Here is an 18,401-nt window from a genome sequence, read left to right on the forward strand (position 1 = left end):
GGCAAAACCCCGCCCGCGCGGCAAAACCCCGGCCGCACAGCCTCTCCCCACAAGAGCCCGTACAGCCGGGGTCGTCCCACGACGGCGCGCCGACCGGTCTACCCGGCGGCGACCCCCGCCGTCGCGCGCTGCGCCACGTGGCACGCGGCCTCGTGGTTCGGCGCGAGCTCCACCAGCGTCGGCGTCTTCTCGTGGCAGATGGCCTCCGCCAGCGGGCACCGGTCCCGGAACCGGCAGCCGGGCTTGGGGTTGATCACCTTCGGCGGCTCGGCCTTCGCCGTCTCGGCGCTCACCGACAGCGGCGCGCGCGGGTCCGGCACCGCCGACAGCAGCAGCTGCGTGTACGGGTGCTTGGGCTCCTGGAGCAGCGACTCGGTCGGGCCGGCCTCCACGATGTGGCCGCCGTACATCACCATCACGCGGTCGCTGACGTAGCGCGCGCTGGCGATGTCGTGCGTGATGTAGAGGAACGACACGCCCTCGGTCTCGCGCAGGTCCGCCATCACGTTCAGCAGGCCGATGCGGATCGAGACGTCCAGCATCGACACCGGCTCGTCGGCCAGGATCAGCTTCGGCCGGTAGGCCAGCGCCTGGGCGAAGCCGATGCGCTGGCGCTGGCCGCCGGACAGCTCGTACGGATACCGCTGCAGGATCTCCGCGGCCGGGTTCAGCCCGACCGCCTCGACCACGCGCTCGGCCTCCCGGTCCCGCTGCGCCGCCGACAGCTCGGTCCGGTGCAGCTTCAGCCCGCGGGTGATGCCGTGGGAGACGCGGTAGGCCGGGTTCAGCGAGGCGAACGGGTCCTGGAACACCATCGGCACGTCGCTGCGGTAGCCCAGCTGCGCCTTGCGGCCGTGCATCGAGCTCAGCGGCTTACCCTCGAACAGGATCTCGCCGGAGGTCGGCTCGTAGACCTGCGCGAGCAGCCGCGCGATGGTCGACTTGCCGCTGCCGGACTCCCCGACCAGCGCCACGATCTCGCGCCGGTTGATGGTCAGGTTCACCTGGTCGACGGCGTGCAGGTTGTTGCGGGAGAAGCCGCCGCCGATCCGGAAGTGGCGCGTCAGGTCCTTCGTCTCCAGCAGAGTGGTGTTCCCGCTCGGGTTCCCATTCGGGTTCCCACTCCGGTTCCCACCCGGGTTCCCGCTCGTGTACTCGCTCACGACTCGACCTCCACGCTCACGGCCGCCGGCTCGTGCAGCAGGCACCGCGCCTGCGCGGGCCCGACGGTGTACAGCTCCGGCTCGTCCACCTTGCAGCGGTCCATCGCCACCGGGCAGCGCGGGTGGAACCGGCAGCCCGACGGCGGCTTCGCCAGGTTCGGCGGCGCGCCGGGGATGCCGGTCAGACGCTTCTTCTCGCCGCGGATCGACGGGAACGCGTCCAGCAGCCCCTTGCTGTAGGGGTGCGCCGACTGGTCGAAGACGGCGCGGGTGTCGCCGAGCTCCACGACCTGGCCCGCGTACATCACCATCAGCCGGTCGGAGAAGTGGCTGACCAGCGACATGTCGTGGGTCACGAAGATCACCGCGAAGCCGAGCTGCTTCTGCAGCTCCTTGATCTGCGCCATCAGCGAGCGCTGCGCCACCACGTCCAGCGCGGAGGTCGGCTCGTCCATGACGATCAGGTCCGGCGTGAACAGCAGCGCCATCGCGATCATCGCGCGCTGCCGCATGCCGCCGGAGAGCTGGTGCGGGAACGACTTCAGGTGCACCGGGTCGATGCCGACCAGCTCCAGCACCTCGGCCGAGCGGACCCGGATCTGGGTGTCCGACCACTTGGCGTGCGCCTTGATCGCGTCCTTGAACTGCCGGCCGATGCTGTGCACCGGGTTCAGCGCGTTCATCGCGCTCTGCATCACGACCGAGAAGTCGCGCCAGCGCAGGGTGTTCAGCGACTTGGCGGTCATCGCCACCAGGTTCTCGCCCTTGAACCACACCTCGCCGCCGGCCACCGAGGCCGGCGGGTTGAGCAGTTGGGCGATGGCGAACAGCATCGTGGACTTCCCGCAGCCGGACTCGCCGACCACGCCCAGGAACTCGCCCTTGGCCAGGCTCAGGCTCACCCCGGCCACGGCCTCGACCGGGCCGCTCGACGTGGCGTACTCCACCCTCAGGTCGGTGACCCGGAGCAGGGCGTCCCGGTCGGAATCCAGCACACTCAACGGTTGCAGCATCGGCTCACTCATTTCCAGCACCTCCGCGGACGGTCGCGGGGGCGTGCGCGGGACGCCGCCGCGTCCCGAGCTTCTTGACCCGCTGCCTGCGCACGGGGCGCAGGGCCGGGTTGCTGATCTCGTCGAAGGCGTAGTTCATCAGGGCGAAGGCGACGCCGAGGACGGCGATGCCGATGGCCGGCAGGACGGCCCACCACGCGGTGCCGGACTCCAGCGCGGACTGGGAGTCGGCCCAGTAGAGCATGGTGCCCCAGCTGTCGGAGTTCGGGTCGCCCAGGCCCAGGAACTGCAGGCCGGCCGCGGCGAGCACGGAGTACAGGGCGGCGCCGAGGAAGTTGGCGATGATCAGGGAGATCATCGTCGGCAGCATCTCGAAGATGATGATGTAGGAGCGCCGCTCGCCGCGCACGCGTGCCGATTCCAGGAAGTCCCGGTTGCGCAGCGAGAGGGCCTGGGCGCGCATCTGGTTTGCGCCGTAGGACCATCCGGTGACCACCAGGACCGCGACCATGATCGTCAGGGTCGGCTTGCCGGCGTAGGCGGAGAGCACGATCACCAGCGGGAAGGTCGGGATGACCAGGACCACGTTGGTGATGAAGGAGATGACGTCGTCGGGGATGCCGCCGAGGTAGGCCGCGGAGACGCCGACCAGCACCGAGACGATGGTCGCCAGACCGCCGGCCACCACCGCGATGATCAGGGGTTCGCGGGAGCCGTAGACGAACAGCGCCCAGATGTCCTGGCCGAGCGAGGTGGTGCCGAACCAGTGCGCGCCGGACGGCGTCAGGCGCGGCGTGAACTTGGCCGGCGCGGTCGGGTCGGACACCGAGGTGAACAGCGACGGGAAGACCGCCATCACCAGGAGCACGAAGAACATGCCGAAGCCGACGTTGGCCTTGCGGTTGCTCAGGAACGCGCGCCAGACGCTGGCGCGCGAGCGGCGCCGGCCGGCGGTCGGCGGGCCGACCGGGGCCTCGGGGCCGGCCGCGGAGTCCGCTGATGTCAGGGTCGTCATACGCTCCTCACCCCTTCGCCCGGGTACGCGGGTCCAGCCACACGGTGACCAGGTCGCAGATCAACAGGGCGCCGAGCACCGCCACCGTGAACAACATGAACAGGGTCTGCATCATCGGGTAGTCGATGCTCTGGACCGCGTTGTAGAGCTGGTAGCCCAGACCCGGGTAGTTGAAGATCTTCTCGACCAGGATCGCGCCGGTGAGCACGAAGCCGATCGACATCGCGAACCCGGACAGGTTGGGCAGGAAGGCGTTGCGCGCGGCGTAGTTCAGCATCACCTTGCGGTCGGACAGGCCCTTGGCCCGGCCCATCCGGATGTAGTCCTCGGCCAGCGTGGTGATCATGTTGTTCCGCATGGTCAGCACCCAGCCGCCGATCGAGGTGATCAGCAGGGTCAGCGCGGGCAGGGCCGCGTACTTCATGACGCTGCCGATGAAGCCGGGCGAGAAGCCCGGGACGATCGAGGTGTCGTAGTTGCCGGAGGACGGCAGCCAGGTGTTGTCGACGGTCATGAACAGGATCAGGAACAGCCCGACGACGAAGTACGGCAGCGCGCTGGTGACCACGAAGACCGAGGGCAGCACCGAGTCCACGACGCCGCCGCGGCGCCACGCGGCGATGGTGCCGACCAGCGAGCCGAGCAGGAACGCCAGCACCGTGGTGATGCCGACCAGGCCCAGCGTCCACGGCAGGGCCTCACCGATCAGCTTCGACACCGGCGTGCCCAGCGAGCTGCCCAGGGACACGCCCCAGTTGCCGGTGACCATGTTGCCCAGGTAGTTGAAGTACTGCTGGACGATGTTCTCGTGCGGCCGGTAGCCGAACGAGGTCAGGATCTCCGTCAGCTGCGCGTCGGAGACCCGGCCCTTGGTCTGGGCTCGCAGGGTGTTGATGGGGCTGCCCGGCATGAAGTGCGGCAGGAAGAAGTTCAGCGTGAGGGCGGCCCAGAGGGTGAGAAGGAAGAACCCTACTCGGCGCAGAAGATATCTCAACCCTCTGTCCTTTCGTTACTGGCGGCGACGGCGAGGTGGCGCGGCGGGCGGCGTCCGGGGGTACGGCTCCGGACGCCGCCTGCGGTCCCCGCTCGGCGCGGGTCGGTCTCGCGATTGCCGGTTACTGCGCCGGCTTGTAGTACAGGTGCAGCAGCACCTGCTCGTTGTCCGGGTAGTTGTACGCCGCGGGCTGCGCGTACGGGTTGTCCGACGTCGGCCAGCCACCGAAGTTCTTGGTGTTGTACTGGAACCAGTCCGCGGACTCCGTCACCGGGATGAACGGCAGGTCCTGGAGCACGTGCGAGCTCACCTGCTTGATCACCGAGACCTGCTGGTCGGCGGAACTCGCGGTGGCGTACTGGTCGAGCAGGGTGTCGACCGCGCTGTTCTTGTAGCGCTCGAAGTTGCCCGCCGAGGCGCTCTGCCCGATCGGCGCGGTGTTGGCCGAGTGCAGCCACGCGCGCAGTTCGGTGTAGGGGGACGGGCCGGCGGACGGCTGGGAGCCGTAGGCCAGGTCGAAGTCGCCCTTGTAGAGCTTGTCGTAGTACGTCTGGTTGGTCAACGAGCTCTCGGTGATGTTGATGCCCAGCGGCTTCAACTCGTCCTTGATGATCGCGATCGAGGCGTCCCAGTCGGTGTAGCCCTGGATCGAGATGATGGTCAGGTTCAGCGGGTTGCTCGGGCTGTACCCGGCGGTCGCCAGCGCCGCCGTGGCCTTCGTCATGTCCGGCTTGTCGAACCCGGCCGTGGCGATCGCCGCGGCGTCGTTGTACTTGTCGAAGGTCGGGGTGACCACGCCGGTCTGGTTCCCGGGCGGCTGCTGGCCGTCCTCACCGATCGCCGAGACCTTGGCCTTGTCGATCGCGTAGGCGATGGCCTGGCGGACGCCGAGCTGGCTGGTGGCCTTGTGCGAGGGGTCCAGGTTCGGGATGACCGCGACGTTCAGCACCGGCGGGGACCAGGTGTGGTTGTCCGAGGACTTGCTCAGGTAGAACGACTTGATGCCGGTGATGAACTGCGAGCCCCACTGCGCCTTGCCGCTGGCCAGGTCCTGGTTCGCCGGTCCGTTGTCCAGGTAGGCCGGGTACTCCAGCTTGGACACGTAGGGCTTGCCGGGCTGCCAGAAGTTCGGGTTGGCCGTGTACTCCATGTTGTTCGGCGTGCACTTGACCGTGTACGGACCCGAGCCGATCGGGTTCGGGTCGGTCCAGGTGTCCGGGTGCGCCGCGGCGTCGCCGGTGGACCAGATGTGCTTGGGGATGATCCCGACCAGCGTGGCGAAGGTGTAGAAGTACACCTGCGCGTTCTGCTTGAAGGTCATCGAGACCTGGTTGCCGGTGGCGGTGACGTCGGTCAGGCCGGCCGCGGACCACAGCGAGTAGTTGTCCAGCGCCGGGGTCTGCTTCATCAGGGTGTACGTGTACGCCACGTCGTCGGCGGTCAGCGGCTGGCCGTCGCTCCACTTCACCCCGTCCCGGATGGTGAAGGTGATCTTCGTCTTGTCGGCGTTCCACTGGTAACCGGACGCCAGCATGGGCGTCTCCTTGGCGTCCTGCAGGATGTTGGTGTAGATGAGCGGCTCGTAGATGAAGCCGAGGGATTCCAGGTTGAAGGTCGAGTTGTACGGGTTGAACGAGCACGGCCAGGTCTGGCCCTGCTCGTTGGAGATGGTGAGCGTCCCGCCCTGCTTGTAGGTCTGGGCCCCCGTGGACGAGCCGCCGGCGCTGGACGCCGAGGTGGACCCGCCCCCGGCGGAGTCCGAGGTGTGCTTGGTGCTGGAGCACGCGGAGGCCGCCAGGCCTATGGAGACGGCGACCGCTAGCAGTGACGACTTGCTACGCCTCATGCTGGGGTTCCTTTCCTGTCGCGGGATGTGGCGCCCGTGGTTGATTTCTCGGTGTGGTGCCTTGCTTTTGTCGGTTGTGGTGCGGTGGTGCCTGGTGCTGTGGTGCCTTGTGCGGTACTGCCGGTGGTGCGAAGTCCCTGATCGTCACAGAGGGAACGGACGGATGTCATCAGGGGGCTTTTGAGGTCGTGGAGGTTTCGGCCGCGAGCTGGGCGAGGGCCGGGACCGCCTCCCGGGCCGCGGCTCGGGCCAGGGTCAGGGCGCCGGCCAGCGGTGCGTCGAACGGGAACGCGGCCTGCACCAGCTCCGGAGGGAAGGGCACCGCGGCGTCGAGCGCGCGGCGCAGGGGGGCGTAGAGCACCGGCCAGGAGCGGACCATCCCGCCGCCGACCGCGATGCGCGCCGGATCCACGGCGATGGCCAGGTTCACCAGGTGGAACGCCAGCTCCTCGGTGAACTCCCGGAGGATCTCGGCGGCCCGCGGATCCTGGCTCGCCGCGGCGAACAGGTCCTTGGCCCCGGTGGCGTCCGGCTGGATCTCCCGGGCCCGGGCCAGCAGCCCGATGCCGCTCACCTGGTCCTCCAGAATGGAGCGCTGCCCGGTGGCCAGCCCGACGTCGCGGAGCGCGCGCAGGTTGTAGCCGATCTCCCCGGCGGCACCGTTGCGCCCCGCGATGACCTCGCCCTTGGTGACGATGCCGACGGCCAGGCCGGTACCGAGGTTCAGATAGAGGCCGGGGTCGGCGTCCTTCAGCGCGCCTTCGACGGCCTCGACCCGGGTGGCGGCTTTGACGTCGGTCTCGACCCGGATCTCGGAGGCCGGGAAGGCCGCCTGGATCTCCTTGGCCAGCGCCAGGTCGGCCCACCCCGGGATGTTCGGCGCGAGATCGACCCCGGACTCCCTGGGTATCCCGATCGTCGACACGCCGACCGCGAGCGGCTCCCGTCCGGGCGCGACCCGGTCCAGCAGCGCCCGCGCGGCCCGCAGGCCCCGGCCGAGCGAGGCCCGGCCGCCGTCGGCGGCGTGGGTCGGGACCGTGGACGCCCCGAGGCGGGGGCCGGGCGTGGGCTCGGCGACCGCCATCGCGGTCTTGGTGCCGCCGAAGTCGATTCCCAGCACAACGGGCGGAAGCAAGCGTCCTCCTCGGAGGGATGTCATGCCTTGCGGGTGGGGCCTGGATGCAGCAGGGGTGAAGCGGGGATGAAGCGCCGTGCGAGTTCGTCAGTAAAGTAAACTAAATATTGTCGCGACGGAAGGGGTCCGAGCACCCGGGCGGGTAACCTTTCGGCAACGCCGTGATGGGCACGAGGTGCGCGTCCGGTGATATTTCGGACGGTGCGGGGCGTGAAAAACGTGACGTCCCCGGACCAGGGGGACGCCACGCCTGTCGGCTGCTCACATGTGCTTGGGCTCCGGTACTACAGCCTCAGGCCCGGTCGCCGACGCCGTGTTGATCCCGGTCGCCACGTCGAAGAAGTAGGAGGCGCAAGCGCCACTCCACTAATTGCCTCCCTGTCAGTACCCCCCTCTAGCGTGAAGCCCGTTGCTACTGGAGCCACTGGAGCCACGGAAGAAGGAGGGGCCGTGTACCGCCAAGGAGACGTGCTCATCGTGCCGGTCACGGAGAACGCCGTACCGGAGGACGTCCGCACCGCCGGACCGAAGCACCGCCGCCCCCGCGAGTCGATGGTCCTGGCGCTCGGGGAGAGCACCGGCCACGCGCACGCGCTGGTCGCCACCCGCGACGAGGGCGACTTCTACCCGGCCCCGAGCGAGAGCGAGCCGGCCTTCGTCTTCCTGCCGCTCGGCGGCAGGGTCGTGCACGAGGAGCACGGCACCATCCCGCTGCCCGAGGGCTGGTTCAAGGTGGTGCGCCAGCGGGAGTACGAGCCGCGCGCCCTGCGCTCGTTCCGGGTGGTGGCGGACTGATGCAGACCTCTGCGACCACCGAGGCCCCGCAGCCCGACCTGACCGCCGACGCGATCGTCGCGGTCGCCGCCGCCACGCACGAGGCCTGGCGCGCGATCGCCCTGTCCACCGAGACCGTGGACCGGGAGGTCACCGAGCAGACCGTCCGCAAGCTCTACGCCGACGCGCTCCCCGACGCCGCGCCGCCGGAGATCATCTGGTGCCGCTCCCCGCTGGAGGCCGCGAAGCTGGTCGTCGAGCAGGCCGACCGCCTCGGCGCCCCGGCGCGCGACCGTGTCAGGGACCTGACCTGGTCGCGGGGCCGGGCCCAGCTCGCCGAACGCCTCGGCCCGCGCGAGTTCGGCCGGGTCTGGCAGGCCACCTGCGGCGAACTCGCCCCGCTGATGAGCACCCTGATCACGCGCATCGCCACCGGAGTCGAGGAGTACGAGGGATCCGAGGGGTCCGAGGACGCCGCGCGCCGCGCCGCCCTGCGCGTCGCCCTGACCCACGCGGTCCACGGCCAGTTCGACGCCGCCTGGCTCCCGCTCTACGAGGCCGCGGGCATGGCCGAGGACCTGGGCCGGATGGCAAGGTCGGCGGGCTGGTGGTGGCCGTTCGAGAACGCCGTCATCCTCACCGAGCGCCCCCTGGCGCTGCGCCTGGACGACCAGGACCGCCTGCACCACGGCGACGGCCCGGCCCTGGCCTACTCCGACGGCTTCGCCCTGCACTCCTGGCGCGGCACCCTGCTGACCCCGGAGTTCGGCTGGCGCCTGGCCGCCACCACTCCGGAGTCCATCCGCGCGGAGGAGAACGCCGAGCTGCGCCGGATGATGGTCGAGCACTACACGCCGGAGCGCTTCCTGAAGGAGTCCGGCGCGACGCCGCTCCAGGAGGACGAGGCCGGCAAGCTCTGGCGCGTCGAGATGGGCTCCGACGAGGCCATCGTCATGGTCGAGGTGGTGAACTCCTCGCCGGAGCCGGACGGGACCTTCAACATCTACTTCCTGCGCGTGCCACCGGACACGCGGACCGCGAAGGCCGGCGTCGCCTGGACCTTCGGCCTCACCGAGGACGAGTACCAACCGCTCCGACAAACGTGACCGGCGAAGCGTCGGCGCCGGCGGGAATGACGGAGATGGCGGGGATGGCGGGGATCCGGGACAGAACCCCGCCGGCGAACGTGTTGTAAAGATCTAGTTCCGGCATGTGCACGTAGCCGATGTGGCAGTCGCACTGTGTCAGGGGACAGAGTCGTGGACGCAGGGCTTTGCGATACGAGCCGTCGTACAGGTTCCCGAGACGTTCGGTGGGATCGGTCCGCGACACGAAGTGGCAGCGGTAGACCTCGCCGTCGCCGTTGACCGAGATGACCGTCTCCCCCGCGCGGCAGGCGCGCCCCTGCGACGGGTGCGGGAAGCGAGAGACCGGGAACAGCGGATCGAGCTCGGCCCAGGGCTCGGCTTCGTCGTCGGTGTAGGTGTGGCCTTCGGCTGCGTTGACCCACAGGTAGATGTCCTGCGGCAGCTCGGCCCGCAGACGCCGAGCCGGTTCCAGATGCTCGGGTAGCCCGACGATCCCCACGCTGAACCGGACGCCGCCGTCCCGCAGCTCGTGGCACCGCGCGAGGAAGCGCTCGTACGGAACCTGGTCGGGGTGGTACGTGCACCACAGTGCGAGCGAGTCGAGATCCGCGTCGGCGGTCCACTCCGTGCGCGAGCTCAGGTTGGTCTGAATCGCCACTTCGCCGACGTGATCGAGGCGGCTGAGCTCGACGAGGGCACGCCGGTACCAGCTTCGCGTCAGCCCTTCTCCCCACGGCGTGAACAGAACATTGATTCGGTCTTCGGTCTGCGCGCTGACCCACGCCACGAACCGTTCCAACGCCGCGCGATCGACCCGCAACGTCTCGGGCGAATCGCGACGCTTGGCGAAGGGGCAGTAACCGCAGTCGTAGTCACAGCTGGCCAGCGGGCCGCGGTAGAGAATCGACAGGTCCATCAGGGCCCTACTTCAGCTCGTAGGCGCGCATCGCCTCGCGCACCGGTTCGGAGAAGAACATCGGCCCGACGGAATCCGACCAGGCCAGACCCTCGGCGCTGAGCCGCAGCCGACCGTCCTCCGCCGACTCCAGGAAGCCGCGAGCGGTCAGCATCTCCAGCTCCGTGCTGAAACGCGCGTCCGCGTCGGCGTGCGTCATGCCGTCGGCCTGGAGCAACGACTGGATCAGGAACCTGCGAGCCTGCTCCTCCTCGCCGAGGCGGTAGCCGACCTCGGCGTGGCTGAAGTCGTTCGTGGCGACGTACTCGTCGATGATCCCGCGCACTTCCGACGCCGAGACCGCGTAGTCGAAGGAGTAGTGCAGCGAGGCGGTGTAGGACCGGGCGCCGCAGCCCAGGCCGATCATGCCGTCCGTCTGGCAGGCGTAGTCCTCGCCGCCTTCGACGACCGGCGCGTCCAGGCGGCGGAACATCCGCATGGACACCTGCTCGTAGCCGTTCTCCACCAGGAAGTCGCGGCCGTGGCGGTAGAGGTCCAGGCGCTGCGCGTCCCACGCTGCGTCGTGGTTCAGGTTCAGGCGGCCGAGGCCGGTCAGCGGCCGGACATAAAGCGGATAGAGGTAGATCTCCTCGGGCGTCCAGCGCAGCGCCGTCCGCAACGAGGCCCGCCACGACTCGCGGGTCTGCCCTTCGATCCCGTAGATCAGGTCGATGTTCAAGACCGGGATGCTCGCAGCCCGAACCGCGTCCAGTGCTGCGAAGACGTCCGCCGCCTTCTGGGGGCGCACCGCCGAGCGGGCCTCGACGTCGTCGAAGCTCTGCACGCCGAGGCTGAGCCGCGTGGTCCCGCGTTCGGCGAGGACCGCGAGCCGGTCCGGGGTGGCGGTGGCGGGCGAGGCCTCGACCGACAACGGAACCGTCCCCAGGCCGACTCCCATCACCTTCTCCGCGATGTCGAACAGCCGCGAGAGCTCGTCAGGGTTCAGATACGTCGGCGTGCCGCCGCCGATCGCCGCGTTGGCGAAGCGGGGCCCGGGGCCTGATTCGTCCAACGCCGCGCGGACCGCGATGGCCTGCCGTTCCAGGGCGTCCAGGTACGCGGTGGTCAGCGTCTCGGGCGCGCCGGTCCGGGTGAACAGGTTGCAGAAACCGCAACGGACTTCACAGAACGGGACGTGTGTATAGAAGGACAACGCATCGCGGTCCTCGTCCCGCCAGACGTCCGACAGCAGTGGCTTCGGCTCAAGCGGCCGATACGCGGTCTTGTGCGGGTAGGCGTACACGTAGGACTCATAGGGACGGTCCAGCATCAGCCCACATATCCCTTCGGCAGCACGAAATCCGCGTAGGGCACGGTCCAGACGACGTCGTGGCCGATGCGGTGCCCGACGTGACCGTCTTCGCCGTAGGCGGTGCCGTGGTCGGAGCAGACGATGGTGAAGCAGGGGCGGCGTGCCGCCATCAGGGTGAAGAGTCGGCCGATGTGCGTGTCGACGTAACGCAAAGCCGCCGCGTGCGATGCTCGGGTGTCGCCGGCCTCCTTGGTCGCGCCGTCGAGGTAGAACCAGTTCGGCTGGTGCAGCGCCGGGACGTTCACGAACAGGAACAGCGGCTGGTCTTCCGGCTGCGACGCGACCACCTGCTCTACGACCTCGACCTGGTTCCCGAACGAGTCCGGGTCGGTCACGCCGGTCGCCGCCGACCAGTGCGCCTCGTCGAAGTAGCCCGGCAGCACCTGCCCGAGCCTGCTCTCCGGGTTGAAGAACCCCACTCCGCCGACGCAGACCGTGCGGTACCCGGCTTTGCGCAGCCCGGCGACCAGATCCGGCTCGTCGAAGACCCAGGTGTCCGACGCCGTGGTCTCGCTGCCGCCGAAGCGTGCGGCGAACAGGCGCGGATGGCGGCCCGGCACGTCCGGGGTCGGAAGGAAGCCGGCGAAGAACGCGGAGTGCGCGGCGAAGGTGAACGAGCCCGGTGTGTGGCGGCGTTCCCAGCCTTGCGGGAGCACGCGCGCCAGGTTCGGCAGCCGGCCGGCGGCGAGTTCCTCGGAGGCGACGTCGTGGCGGAGGGTGTCGAGAGTGACGAACAGGAGGTCGTGACTCCCGACGACGGCGTTCATGTTCAGGGTCATAGCGTTTTGCGGCCTATCAGTGAACGTACTTGGGCGCCATAGGTGCCGACGCCTTCCCCGGGGGTGCCCGGAAGTCCCATGAGGTTCGGCAGAAGGTCGCCGTAGGCGTTGACCTCGCCGATGTAGTCGAGCCCGTCGGCGCCCGGCAGCACGTCGATCCCGAGGCAGTGCACGCCGGGGAAGCAGGCCGCCGCCGACTCCACGAGGTTGAGGATCGTCAGCCAGCGCTTCTCCCCGACGAGCGCCTGGAACGTCGCCAGGTCGCCGCGCTGCCCACCGAGGTGCAGGTTCGTCATCGGCGAGGCGCTGGTGCGGACGACCGCGTGCGTGGCCCGTCCGCCGACGGTGACGACGCGCAGGTCGCAGTCCCGGCCGGCGATGCTCAGCTTGCGGACCCAGCGCTCGGCGTGCAGACCGTCGGGTGCGAGGGCGGCGAGGACGTCGTCGATGTCCGAGTCGCGCAGGTAGGTGCGTACCTTCAGCGAGTTGTAGAGCTCGACTCCGGTCGCGGTACGCACCAACTCGGCCGAGGTCACGGCGCGGCGCCTCGCACCCCGCACGGTCAGCGCCACGACCCCGGACGCCGAGGAACCGTGCCGGATCTTGATGAACGCCGACTCGGAACCGTCGATCGCGGCGGCCGGTGGCACGGAGACTCCCGCATCGGACAGCAAGGCGTGTGTGGCCCGCTTATCAAAGGCCGTTGCGACACCCTTTGTGGTGAAGAGCCGCGCGGCACCGGCATCGTCGATGCTGCGCTCCAGCTCCGCCAACGCGGCAGTAAAACCCTGATACCACTCACGCGTGCCCTCGGCGCGATACATGTCGACCGGCTGGTCCGCGCCGCGCAGCAGCCGGGTCACCTCGGCATCCTCGCCCGGGGAGTCGACGCGGACCAGCTCGCCCACGCGGAATGAGGCTTCGCCGCGCAACACCTCAAGCCACGACACGATGCGCGGCTCAGGCAAACCCTCCGCACGGACAGCTTCCGCGAAGAGCTTCACGCGCCCGTTGTCAGGATTGCCGACGACCGCAAAGCCCAGCGGCAGCCCTGGATTGTGCGGGCCAACCACACCACGCAAGTCACTTGAACCAGCCAGCTCCCACGATTCGCGCAGGTCACGCGCGCGAGCCAGCGCGCGCGAGCCATCCGCCCCGGCCAATCCGTGCAAGTCATCCGGGACAGCCGCACCCCGCAAGCAATCCGGACCAGCCAGGTCGTGCGTGCGATCCGGGCCAGCCAAGTCGCGCAGGTCCCCTGACTCGCGCGCGCCGTGCGAACCGGCCCCCGCCCCCGTCATTCCGCCACCGCGATATACCGCCGACGCCGCCCCGAACCCTGCCCGTCCGACAAGTCGACCTCCACCCCCGGCCACGCCTGCTCCACCCGCGTCCGCATCCCCGGCGAGATGTAGTGGTGGCTGAGGTCCAGCCGCCGCAGGTGCCCCAGCGGCTGCCCGGCCAACAACGCCGCCGCCCCCTCGTCGCCGAGCGTCCCCAACGACAGGTCCAGCGACTCCAGCTGCGCCACGACCGGGGCCCGGGCCACCGCGGCGGCGATGGCGTCCTGGATCAGCGCGTCGCGCAGGCCCAGGTGGCGCAGGCGGGGGAAGCGGCCCGCTTCGAGGAGCGGGGCGAGGTCTTCGAGGGTCGCGTCGCCGCCGTAGAGGGGGTCGCCGAGGAAGATCTCCAGGTGCGTCAGCTCGGGGAGGTCGCATTCGGCCAGGGCGCGGATCGTGCCGGCGGGCAGGCCGCCGGACTGGAGCACCAGGGTGCGCAGGCCGGAGTGCTTCAGCGGTGCGATCAGCGGATCGGGGCCTTCGGCCCGGGCCCTGCCCTCCGGCGTGCCGCGGACCCAGAGTTCGGCCAGGTTCGGGAACGCCTCCAGCACCGGGCCGAGGTCCGGCACGTAGATCCACGACGGCTGGCTCTGCCCGTCGACCAGGTCGTTGACGAACAGCGCCCGCAGCCCCGGCAGCCGGTCGGCAACCGCGACCAGGTCGTCGGCGACCGTGCAGTCGTCCTCGCCCCACTCCAGCCACTGGCCGGTGACCAGCGCCTCGACCCCCGCACTCGGCACCCGGTCCAGGAACGCCGCGAGCAGCTCGGGGAAGTCCCGGTCGAAGTACTCGCCGTCCTTGTTGCAGTCGAGGCGCCACGCCACGCTGCCGGGATCGGCGGCCGCGGCCGGCAGCGGCAGCGCCGGGTCGGCGGGGAAGTCGACGACCGGCCGGCCGGCGAACTCGGTCAGGTGGTGGTAGAAGGCCATGATCACTCCGCCACCGCTATGTAGCGGTGTCCTGTGTCGTCGGTCAGGGCGTCGGAAATGTCGACATCGACACCCGGCCACGCGGTCCGCAGCCGGTCTTGCATCGCCTTGGAGACGAAGTGGTGGTGCAGGTCCAGCTTCTCAAGGTGCCCCAGCGGCTGGCCGGCGAGCAGCGCCGCCGCGCCCTCGTCGCCCAACATGCCCAGGGACAGGTCCAGCGTCTTCAGCCGGGAGACGATCGGCGCGTGGGCCGCCTCGGCCGCGATCGCGTCCTGGATCACCGAGTCGCGCAGGCCCAGATGCGTCAGGTTCGGGAAGTGCCCGCCGCCGAGCAGCCATTCGACGTCCGCCGGAGTCGCGTCGCCGCCGTAGTTGGGCTCGCCGAAGTAGAACTCAAGGTGTTGCAACGCCGGGAAGTCGCACTCGCCGACCGCCCTCATCGCCGCCGCAGGCAGGCCGCCGGACTCGAAGACCAGCCGTCGCAGGGCACTGTGCTGTAGCGGCTCGAAATGCGGCGAGCCGTCCCAGCACGGCCGGCCCCGCACCCAAAGTTCCTCCAGCGCCGGATACGCGCGCAGGATGGGAGTGAGGTCGAGGTGCTCGATGTAAGCGGTGTCCGAACCGCCGCCGCCACCTTCGAAGATGTCGCCGAGGAACAGCGAGCGCAGCGCCGGAAGCCGTCCCGCGCTGGCCGCCACGATCTCGGCCACCGGGTAGTAGGCCGCCGCGTCGATGTAGTCGGCCCACATCCCGATGGTCAGCGCCGTCACCTGGGACGTGTCGGCCCGCGTGAGGAACCGCTCCCAGATCTCCTCGAAGGAGAACCAGTCGGAGTCCCAGTCCCCGTATACGTCGTCGTAGTAGCAGTCGATCCGCCACGCCGACTTCGCCTCGTCCTGCGGCGCGGGCGCGTCCGGATGCGGCGCGAACGCGACGACCGGCAACCCGCCGAACTCGTCCAGATACTCCACGAACGACATGCTCACGCTCCGATTCCCAGATACCTGCGGCCCGATTCGTCGACCGTCCGGTGCCGGAACAGGTCGACGTCCACCCCCGGCCACGCCGCGCGCAGCCGGTCTCGCACCGGCTCGGAGATGTAGTGGTGGTGCAGGTCCAGCACGCTGAGGTGGCCCAGCGGCCGGCCGTTCAGCAACGCCACCGCGCCGTCGTCTCCGAGCGCGCCCAACGACAGGTCCAGCACCCGCAGCCCGGCCACGACCGGAGCCTGCGCGACGGCCGCCGCGATCTCGTCCTGGATCACCGAGCTGCGCAGGCCCAGATGGTCGAGCTTCGGGAAGGTCTGTCCGGCCAGGAGCCAGGCGAAGTCCTGCGGCTTCGTCCAGCCGCACCAGTCGGGGTCCCCCAGGTGCAGCTCCAGGTGCCGCAGCTCCGGGAAGTCACACGCGCTGATCGCCCGGACGACGTCGGGATGGAGCCCGCCGGATTCCAGCACCAGCCGACGCAGCCCGGTGTGCCGCAGCGACTCGAAATAGCGGACCGGCTTCTGCGACAGGTCCGGCATCCCGCGGACCCGGAGCTCTTCCAGCCCCGGAAACGCCCGCAGGACCGGCGTGAGATCACTGTGCTCGACATACACGAGGTCGTCGTGGGGGTCGTCGCCGACGTCGCCGAAGAACACCGAGCGCAGCGCCGGGAACCGGTCCGCCGCCGCGACCAGCGACCGGGCCGGGTGGTGGTCGTCGGCGAAGTCGTCCTCGCCCCAACGGCCGAAGACCAGCTCTGTCACCCGCGTCGTGTCCACCGTGTCGAGGAAGCGCTCGAAGACCTCCTCGAACTCGGGCAGCGGCGCACCCGCGTCCTCTTCGCGGCACGCAATCCGCCAGGCGGATCCCACGTCCGGCTACTCGGCCACGGAGACGAACCGGTGCTCCACGTCGTCGTCCCAGTCGTCCGGTTCCTGCGGCTCCGACAGGTCCACCTCCACCCCGGGCAGCGCCTCGCGCAGCCGCTCCTGCATCGGCTCGGAGATGAAGTGGTGGTGCAGGTCCAGCTTCTTCAGGTGGGTCAGCGGCTGTCCGGCCAGCAGCGCGGCCGCGCCCTCGTCGCCGAGGGCGCCCAGCGACAGGTCCAGGACCTCCAGGCGGGCCACGATCGGGGCGTGCGCGACGGCGGCCGCGATCTCGTCGGCGTTCTCGGCGTTGCGCAGGCCGAGGTAGCGCAGCTCGGGGAAGCCGGTGCCGGCCAGGAGGTCGTCGAGGTCGCGGGCTTCCGAGCCGCCGAAGTACTCCTCGGTGCCGAGGTACATTTCCAGGTCGGTCAGCCGCGGGAAGTCCGATCCGCCGACGGCGCGCACCACCTCCGGCGGCAGGCCGCCGGTCTGGAACGTCAGCTCCCTGAGTTCGGGGTACGCGCGCTGCTCCCACCCCAGGTCATCGCTGCCCCGCACGCCGAACGTCCGCAGATTCGGGAAGGCGCGCAGCAGCGGCGTCAGGTCGCACTGCTTGATCCAGGAGATCTCCCACTGCCAGGACTCGATGTCGGCGACGAACAGGTGCCGCAGGTTCGGGAACCGGTCGGCGGCGGCGATCAGCGGCGCGAACGCGTCGGCCGCGGTGAGGTCCATCCCGTCGCTGGTGACCCAGCTGCCGATGAGGAACGCGCTGATGCCGGTGGTGTCGACGTCGCGCAGGAAAGCGTCGAAGAGTTCGGTGTAGGCGATACCTTCGAACCCGGAGACCGCGACACACCACGCCGACGCCCCGACCTCGGCCTCGGCCGGGAGCTCCACGTCGCCGGGCCAGTCGGCCATCTCCTCGAAACCCTTGCCGGGCACGGTGCGGACGGGCAGCCCGCCCCACCGCACCAGCGCGTCACACTCGCTGTCGATCACGTGGACCCCTCCCGATGGCTGGCTTCGATGCGAGCCTTTCTACCAGCCGCCGCCGACCGGATCGCGGGGCGCCACTCGAATTCGGCGTCCGGCAACCGGACGGACAGGTCCGGGGGCCGCCGCCGTCGGTGATCGCGCGGTCAGCCTGTGGGCAGGGCTGTCGGCAAGTCTGTCAGCAGGGCTGTGGGGAAGTCAGTCGGGAAGCTGGTGGGGAAGTCCGTGGGAAAGCCCGAGGGCAGCGCGGTCGGGAACAGGTCCGTCGGGATGACGCCGCCGGAGAACAGCTGCGTCGGCAGAACGCTGGGCAGGTTCTTGGGCACGCCGATCTTCCACTGGCCGTTCTCCTTGACCCACGTGACGTCGTTGATGTGGAACTGGATGCTCTGGCCCAGGACGGTGATGTTGGAGAGCTTCATGTGCACGGCCGAGGCGGGAACGGTGGCAGTGTCGCCGTCGACGGTGACCTGCGAGGCGTCCACGGTCGCGGCGGCGGCGGCCTTGCGCTGGTCGGCGAGCGAGGCGCCGACGGACGTCACGAAGCCGTTGGCACTCGCCATGAGCTTCGGACAGCCCTGCGCGCCGGAGTACATCTTCAGCACGGTGGCACTCATCTCGCCGCACATCGCCGCGAAGTCGCCTCGTCCGTAGGCGTGCAGCGCGGTCTCCTCCGCCTGTGCCACCGCGGTCTTCGCATCGGTGCTCCCGGACGTCGCCACCACGACCCCGGTCCCGGCCGCTGCCACGGTGACGGTCGCGACGGTGGCCACGAGCGCCTTGCCGTGCAGGAGCTTGCTGCCGCGCCGGGTCCAGCGCGCGACCCGCCGGGTGTGCTGGACCGCCTGCGGCGCCTGGCCGAGGCCGGAGTGCGCGGCCTGCCCGGCCGCGCCGCCGATGAATTGGCCGGCGGAGGTCGAGCCGTGGATCGCGGCGTGGCCGACGACGGCGTGGCCGACTTCGCCGAAGGCCTGCGCGGCGGCGCCGTGCGCGGAGGCCGCGCCGCCGAAGGCTTGGGCTGCGGCGCCGTGGGCGGCGGCTTGGGTGGCGGCGTGGGTGGCGGCGTGGGTGGCGGCGTGGCCGATGCCTGCGCCTGTGGTTCCTGCGGCGCCGACTCCGGCCGCGCCGACTCCTGCTGCTCCGGCCGCACCCGCCGCATGTGCCGCGCCTGCCGCTGCCCCGACTGCACCCGCCGCGCTACCAGCTGCAT

Annotated in this window: 16 protein-coding genes and 1 pseudogene; 2 read left to right on the forward strand and 15 right to left on the reverse strand. The window is 70.0% G+C overall.

The window, feature by feature from the left end; translation table 11 throughout:
* Positions 1-98 precede the first annotated feature (98 nt).
* From GWK61_RS40955 to GWK61_RS40980, 6 genes are all read right to left on the reverse strand, one after another.
* On the reverse strand, positions 99-1,163 hold the full coding sequence (locus tag GWK61_RS40955) for an oligopeptide/dipeptide ABC transporter ATP-binding protein (RefSeq protein WP_323747986.1): 1,065 nt from the start codon (positions 1,161-1,163) through the stop codon (positions 99-101).
* On the reverse strand, positions 1,160-2,188 hold the full coding sequence (locus GWK61_RS40960) for an ABC transporter ATP-binding protein (protein WP_194917118.1): 1,029 nt from the start codon (positions 2,186-2,188) through the stop codon (positions 1,160-1,162). Before GWK61_RS40960 ends, GWK61_RS40955 begins: the two co-directional genes overlap by 4 nt.
* Positions 2,181-3,191: an ABC transporter permease gene (locus GWK61_RS40965; protein WP_194917119.1), complete on the reverse strand. Its 1,011-nt coding sequence runs from the start codon at positions 3,189-3,191 to the stop codon at positions 2,181-2,183. The genes GWK61_RS40960 and GWK61_RS40965 overlap by 8 nt, the downstream gene beginning before the upstream one ends.
* Positions 3,192-3,198: 7 nt before the next feature.
* Positions 3,199-4,185 (reverse strand): ABC transporter permease, encoded by a 987-nt coding sequence (locus GWK61_RS40970; protein WP_194917120.1) that lies wholly within the window; start codon positions 4,183-4,185, stop codon positions 3,199-3,201.
* 121 nt (positions 4,186-4,306) lie between these two features.
* Positions 4,307-6,031: an ABC transporter substrate-binding protein gene (locus GWK61_RS40975; protein WP_194917121.1), complete on the reverse strand. Its 1,725-nt coding sequence runs from the start codon at positions 6,029-6,031 to the stop codon at positions 4,307-4,309.
* A gap of 169 nt (positions 6,032-6,200) precedes the next feature.
* Positions 6,201-7,166, reverse strand: coding sequence for an ROK family protein (locus tag GWK61_RS40980; RefSeq protein WP_194917122.1), 966 nt, complete (start codon positions 7,164-7,166; stop codon positions 6,201-6,203).
* A 450-nt stretch (positions 7,167-7,616) separates the two neighbouring features.
* Between GWK61_RS40980 and GWK61_RS40985 the strand changes: the two genes are divergently transcribed.
* The gene (locus tag GWK61_RS40985; RefSeq protein WP_194917123.1) at positions 7,617-7,961 is read left to right on the forward strand and encodes a DUF8820 family protein; all 345 of its coding nucleotides are present in this window, start codon (positions 7,617-7,619) and stop codon (positions 7,959-7,961) included.
* Positions 7,961-9,046 carry a DUF6745 domain-containing protein gene (locus GWK61_RS40990; RefSeq protein ID WP_228563774.1) on the forward strand — a complete coding sequence of 362 codons (1,086 nt, stop codon included), beginning with the start codon at positions 7,961-7,963 and terminating at the stop codon, positions 9,044-9,046. The genes GWK61_RS40985 and GWK61_RS40990 overlap by 1 nt, the downstream gene beginning before the upstream one ends.
* Here GWK61_RS40990 and GWK61_RS40995 read toward each other — a convergent pair.
* The 9 genes and pseudogenes from GWK61_RS40995 to GWK61_RS41035 all read right to left on the reverse strand — a co-directional run.
* Positions 9,009-9,944 (reverse strand): STM4011 family radical SAM protein, encoded by a 936-nt coding sequence (locus GWK61_RS40995; protein ID WP_194917124.1) that lies wholly within the window; start codon positions 9,942-9,944, stop codon positions 9,009-9,011. The two genes, GWK61_RS40990 and GWK61_RS40995, sit on opposite strands and share 38 nt — an antisense overlap.
* A gap of 7 nt (positions 9,945-9,951) precedes the next feature.
* A complete protein-coding gene (locus tag GWK61_RS41000) occupies positions 9,952-11,253 on the reverse strand; it encodes an STM4012 family radical SAM protein (protein ID WP_194917125.1) in 1,302 nt (433 codons plus the stop codon).
* Entirely contained in the window at positions 11,253-12,062 is an 810-nt protein-coding gene (locus GWK61_RS41005) for an STM4013/SEN3800 family hydrolase (protein ID WP_194917126.1), read from the reverse strand. The genes GWK61_RS41000 and GWK61_RS41005 overlap by 1 nt, the downstream gene beginning before the upstream one ends.
* Before the next feature lie 8 nt (positions 12,063-12,070).
* Entirely contained in the window at positions 12,071-13,147 is a 1,077-nt protein-coding gene (locus tag GWK61_RS41010; protein ID WP_369125652.1) for an STM4014 family protein, read from the reverse strand.
* Between the two features lie 224 nt (positions 13,148-13,371).
* The gene (locus GWK61_RS41015) at positions 13,372-14,343 is read right to left on the reverse strand and encodes an STM4015 family protein (RefSeq protein WP_194917128.1); all 972 of its coding nucleotides are present in this window, start codon (positions 14,341-14,343) and stop codon (positions 13,372-13,374) included.
* Between the two features lie 2 nt (positions 14,344-14,345).
* Entirely contained in the window at positions 14,346-15,323 is a 978-nt protein-coding gene (locus GWK61_RS41020; protein ID WP_194917133.1) for an STM4015 family protein, read from the reverse strand.
* A gap of 2 nt (positions 15,324-15,325) precedes the next feature.
* Positions 15,326-16,201 carry an STM4015 family protein gene (locus GWK61_RS41025; protein WP_194917129.1) on the reverse strand — a complete coding sequence of 292 codons (876 nt, stop codon included), beginning with the start codon at positions 16,199-16,201 and terminating at the stop codon, positions 15,326-15,328.
* Positions 16,202-16,207: 6 nt separating this feature from the next.
* Positions 16,208-17,197, reverse strand: coding sequence for an STM4015 family protein (locus tag GWK61_RS41030; protein ID WP_194917130.1), 990 nt, complete (start codon positions 17,195-17,197; stop codon positions 16,208-16,210).
* A 140-nt stretch (positions 17,198-17,337) separates the two neighbouring features.
* Positions 17,338-18,401 (reverse strand): annotated as a pseudogene (locus GWK61_RS41035) (PT domain-containing protein); the annotation flags it as partial.

The sequence above is a fragment of the Catenulispora rubra genome, from assembly GCF_015356825.1.
Classification (GTDB): domain Bacteria; phylum Actinomycetota; class Actinomycetes; order Streptomycetales; family Catenulisporaceae; genus Catenulispora; species Catenulispora rubra.

Coding starts and splice junctions, on each gene's coding strand:
- GWK61_RS40960 (WP_194917118.1), bottom strand. CDS start 2,188: ATGAGTGAGCCGATGCTGCAACCGTTGAGTGTGCTGGATTCCGACCGG.
- GWK61_RS40965 (WP_194917119.1), bottom strand. CDS start 3,191: ATGACGACCCTGACATCAGCGGACTCCGCGGCCGGCCCCGAGGCCCCG.
- GWK61_RS40975 (WP_194917121.1), bottom strand. CDS start 6,031: ATGAGGCGTAGCAAGTCGTCACTGCTAGCGGTCGCCGTCTCCATAGGC.
- GWK61_RS40990 (WP_228563774.1), top strand. CDS start 7,961: ATGCAGACCTCTGCGACCACCGAGGCCCCGCAGCCCGACCTGACCGCC.
- GWK61_RS40995 (WP_194917124.1), bottom strand. CDS start 9,944: ATGGACCTGTCGATTCTCTACCGCGGCCCGCTGGCCAGCTGTGACTAC.
- GWK61_RS41000 (WP_194917125.1), bottom strand. CDS start 11,253: ATGCTGGACCGTCCCTATGAGTCCTACGTGTACGCCTACCCGCACAAG.
- GWK61_RS41005 (WP_194917126.1), bottom strand. CDS start 12,062: ATGAACGCCGTCGTCGGGAGTCACGACCTCCTGTTCGTCACTCTCGAC.
- GWK61_RS41015 (WP_194917128.1), bottom strand. CDS start 14,343: ATGGCCTTCTACCACCACCTGACCGAGTTCGCCGGCCGGCCGGTCGTC.
- GWK61_RS41020 (WP_194917133.1), bottom strand. CDS start 15,323: ATGTCGTTCGTGGAGTATCTGGACGAGTTCGGCGGGTTGCCGGTCGTC.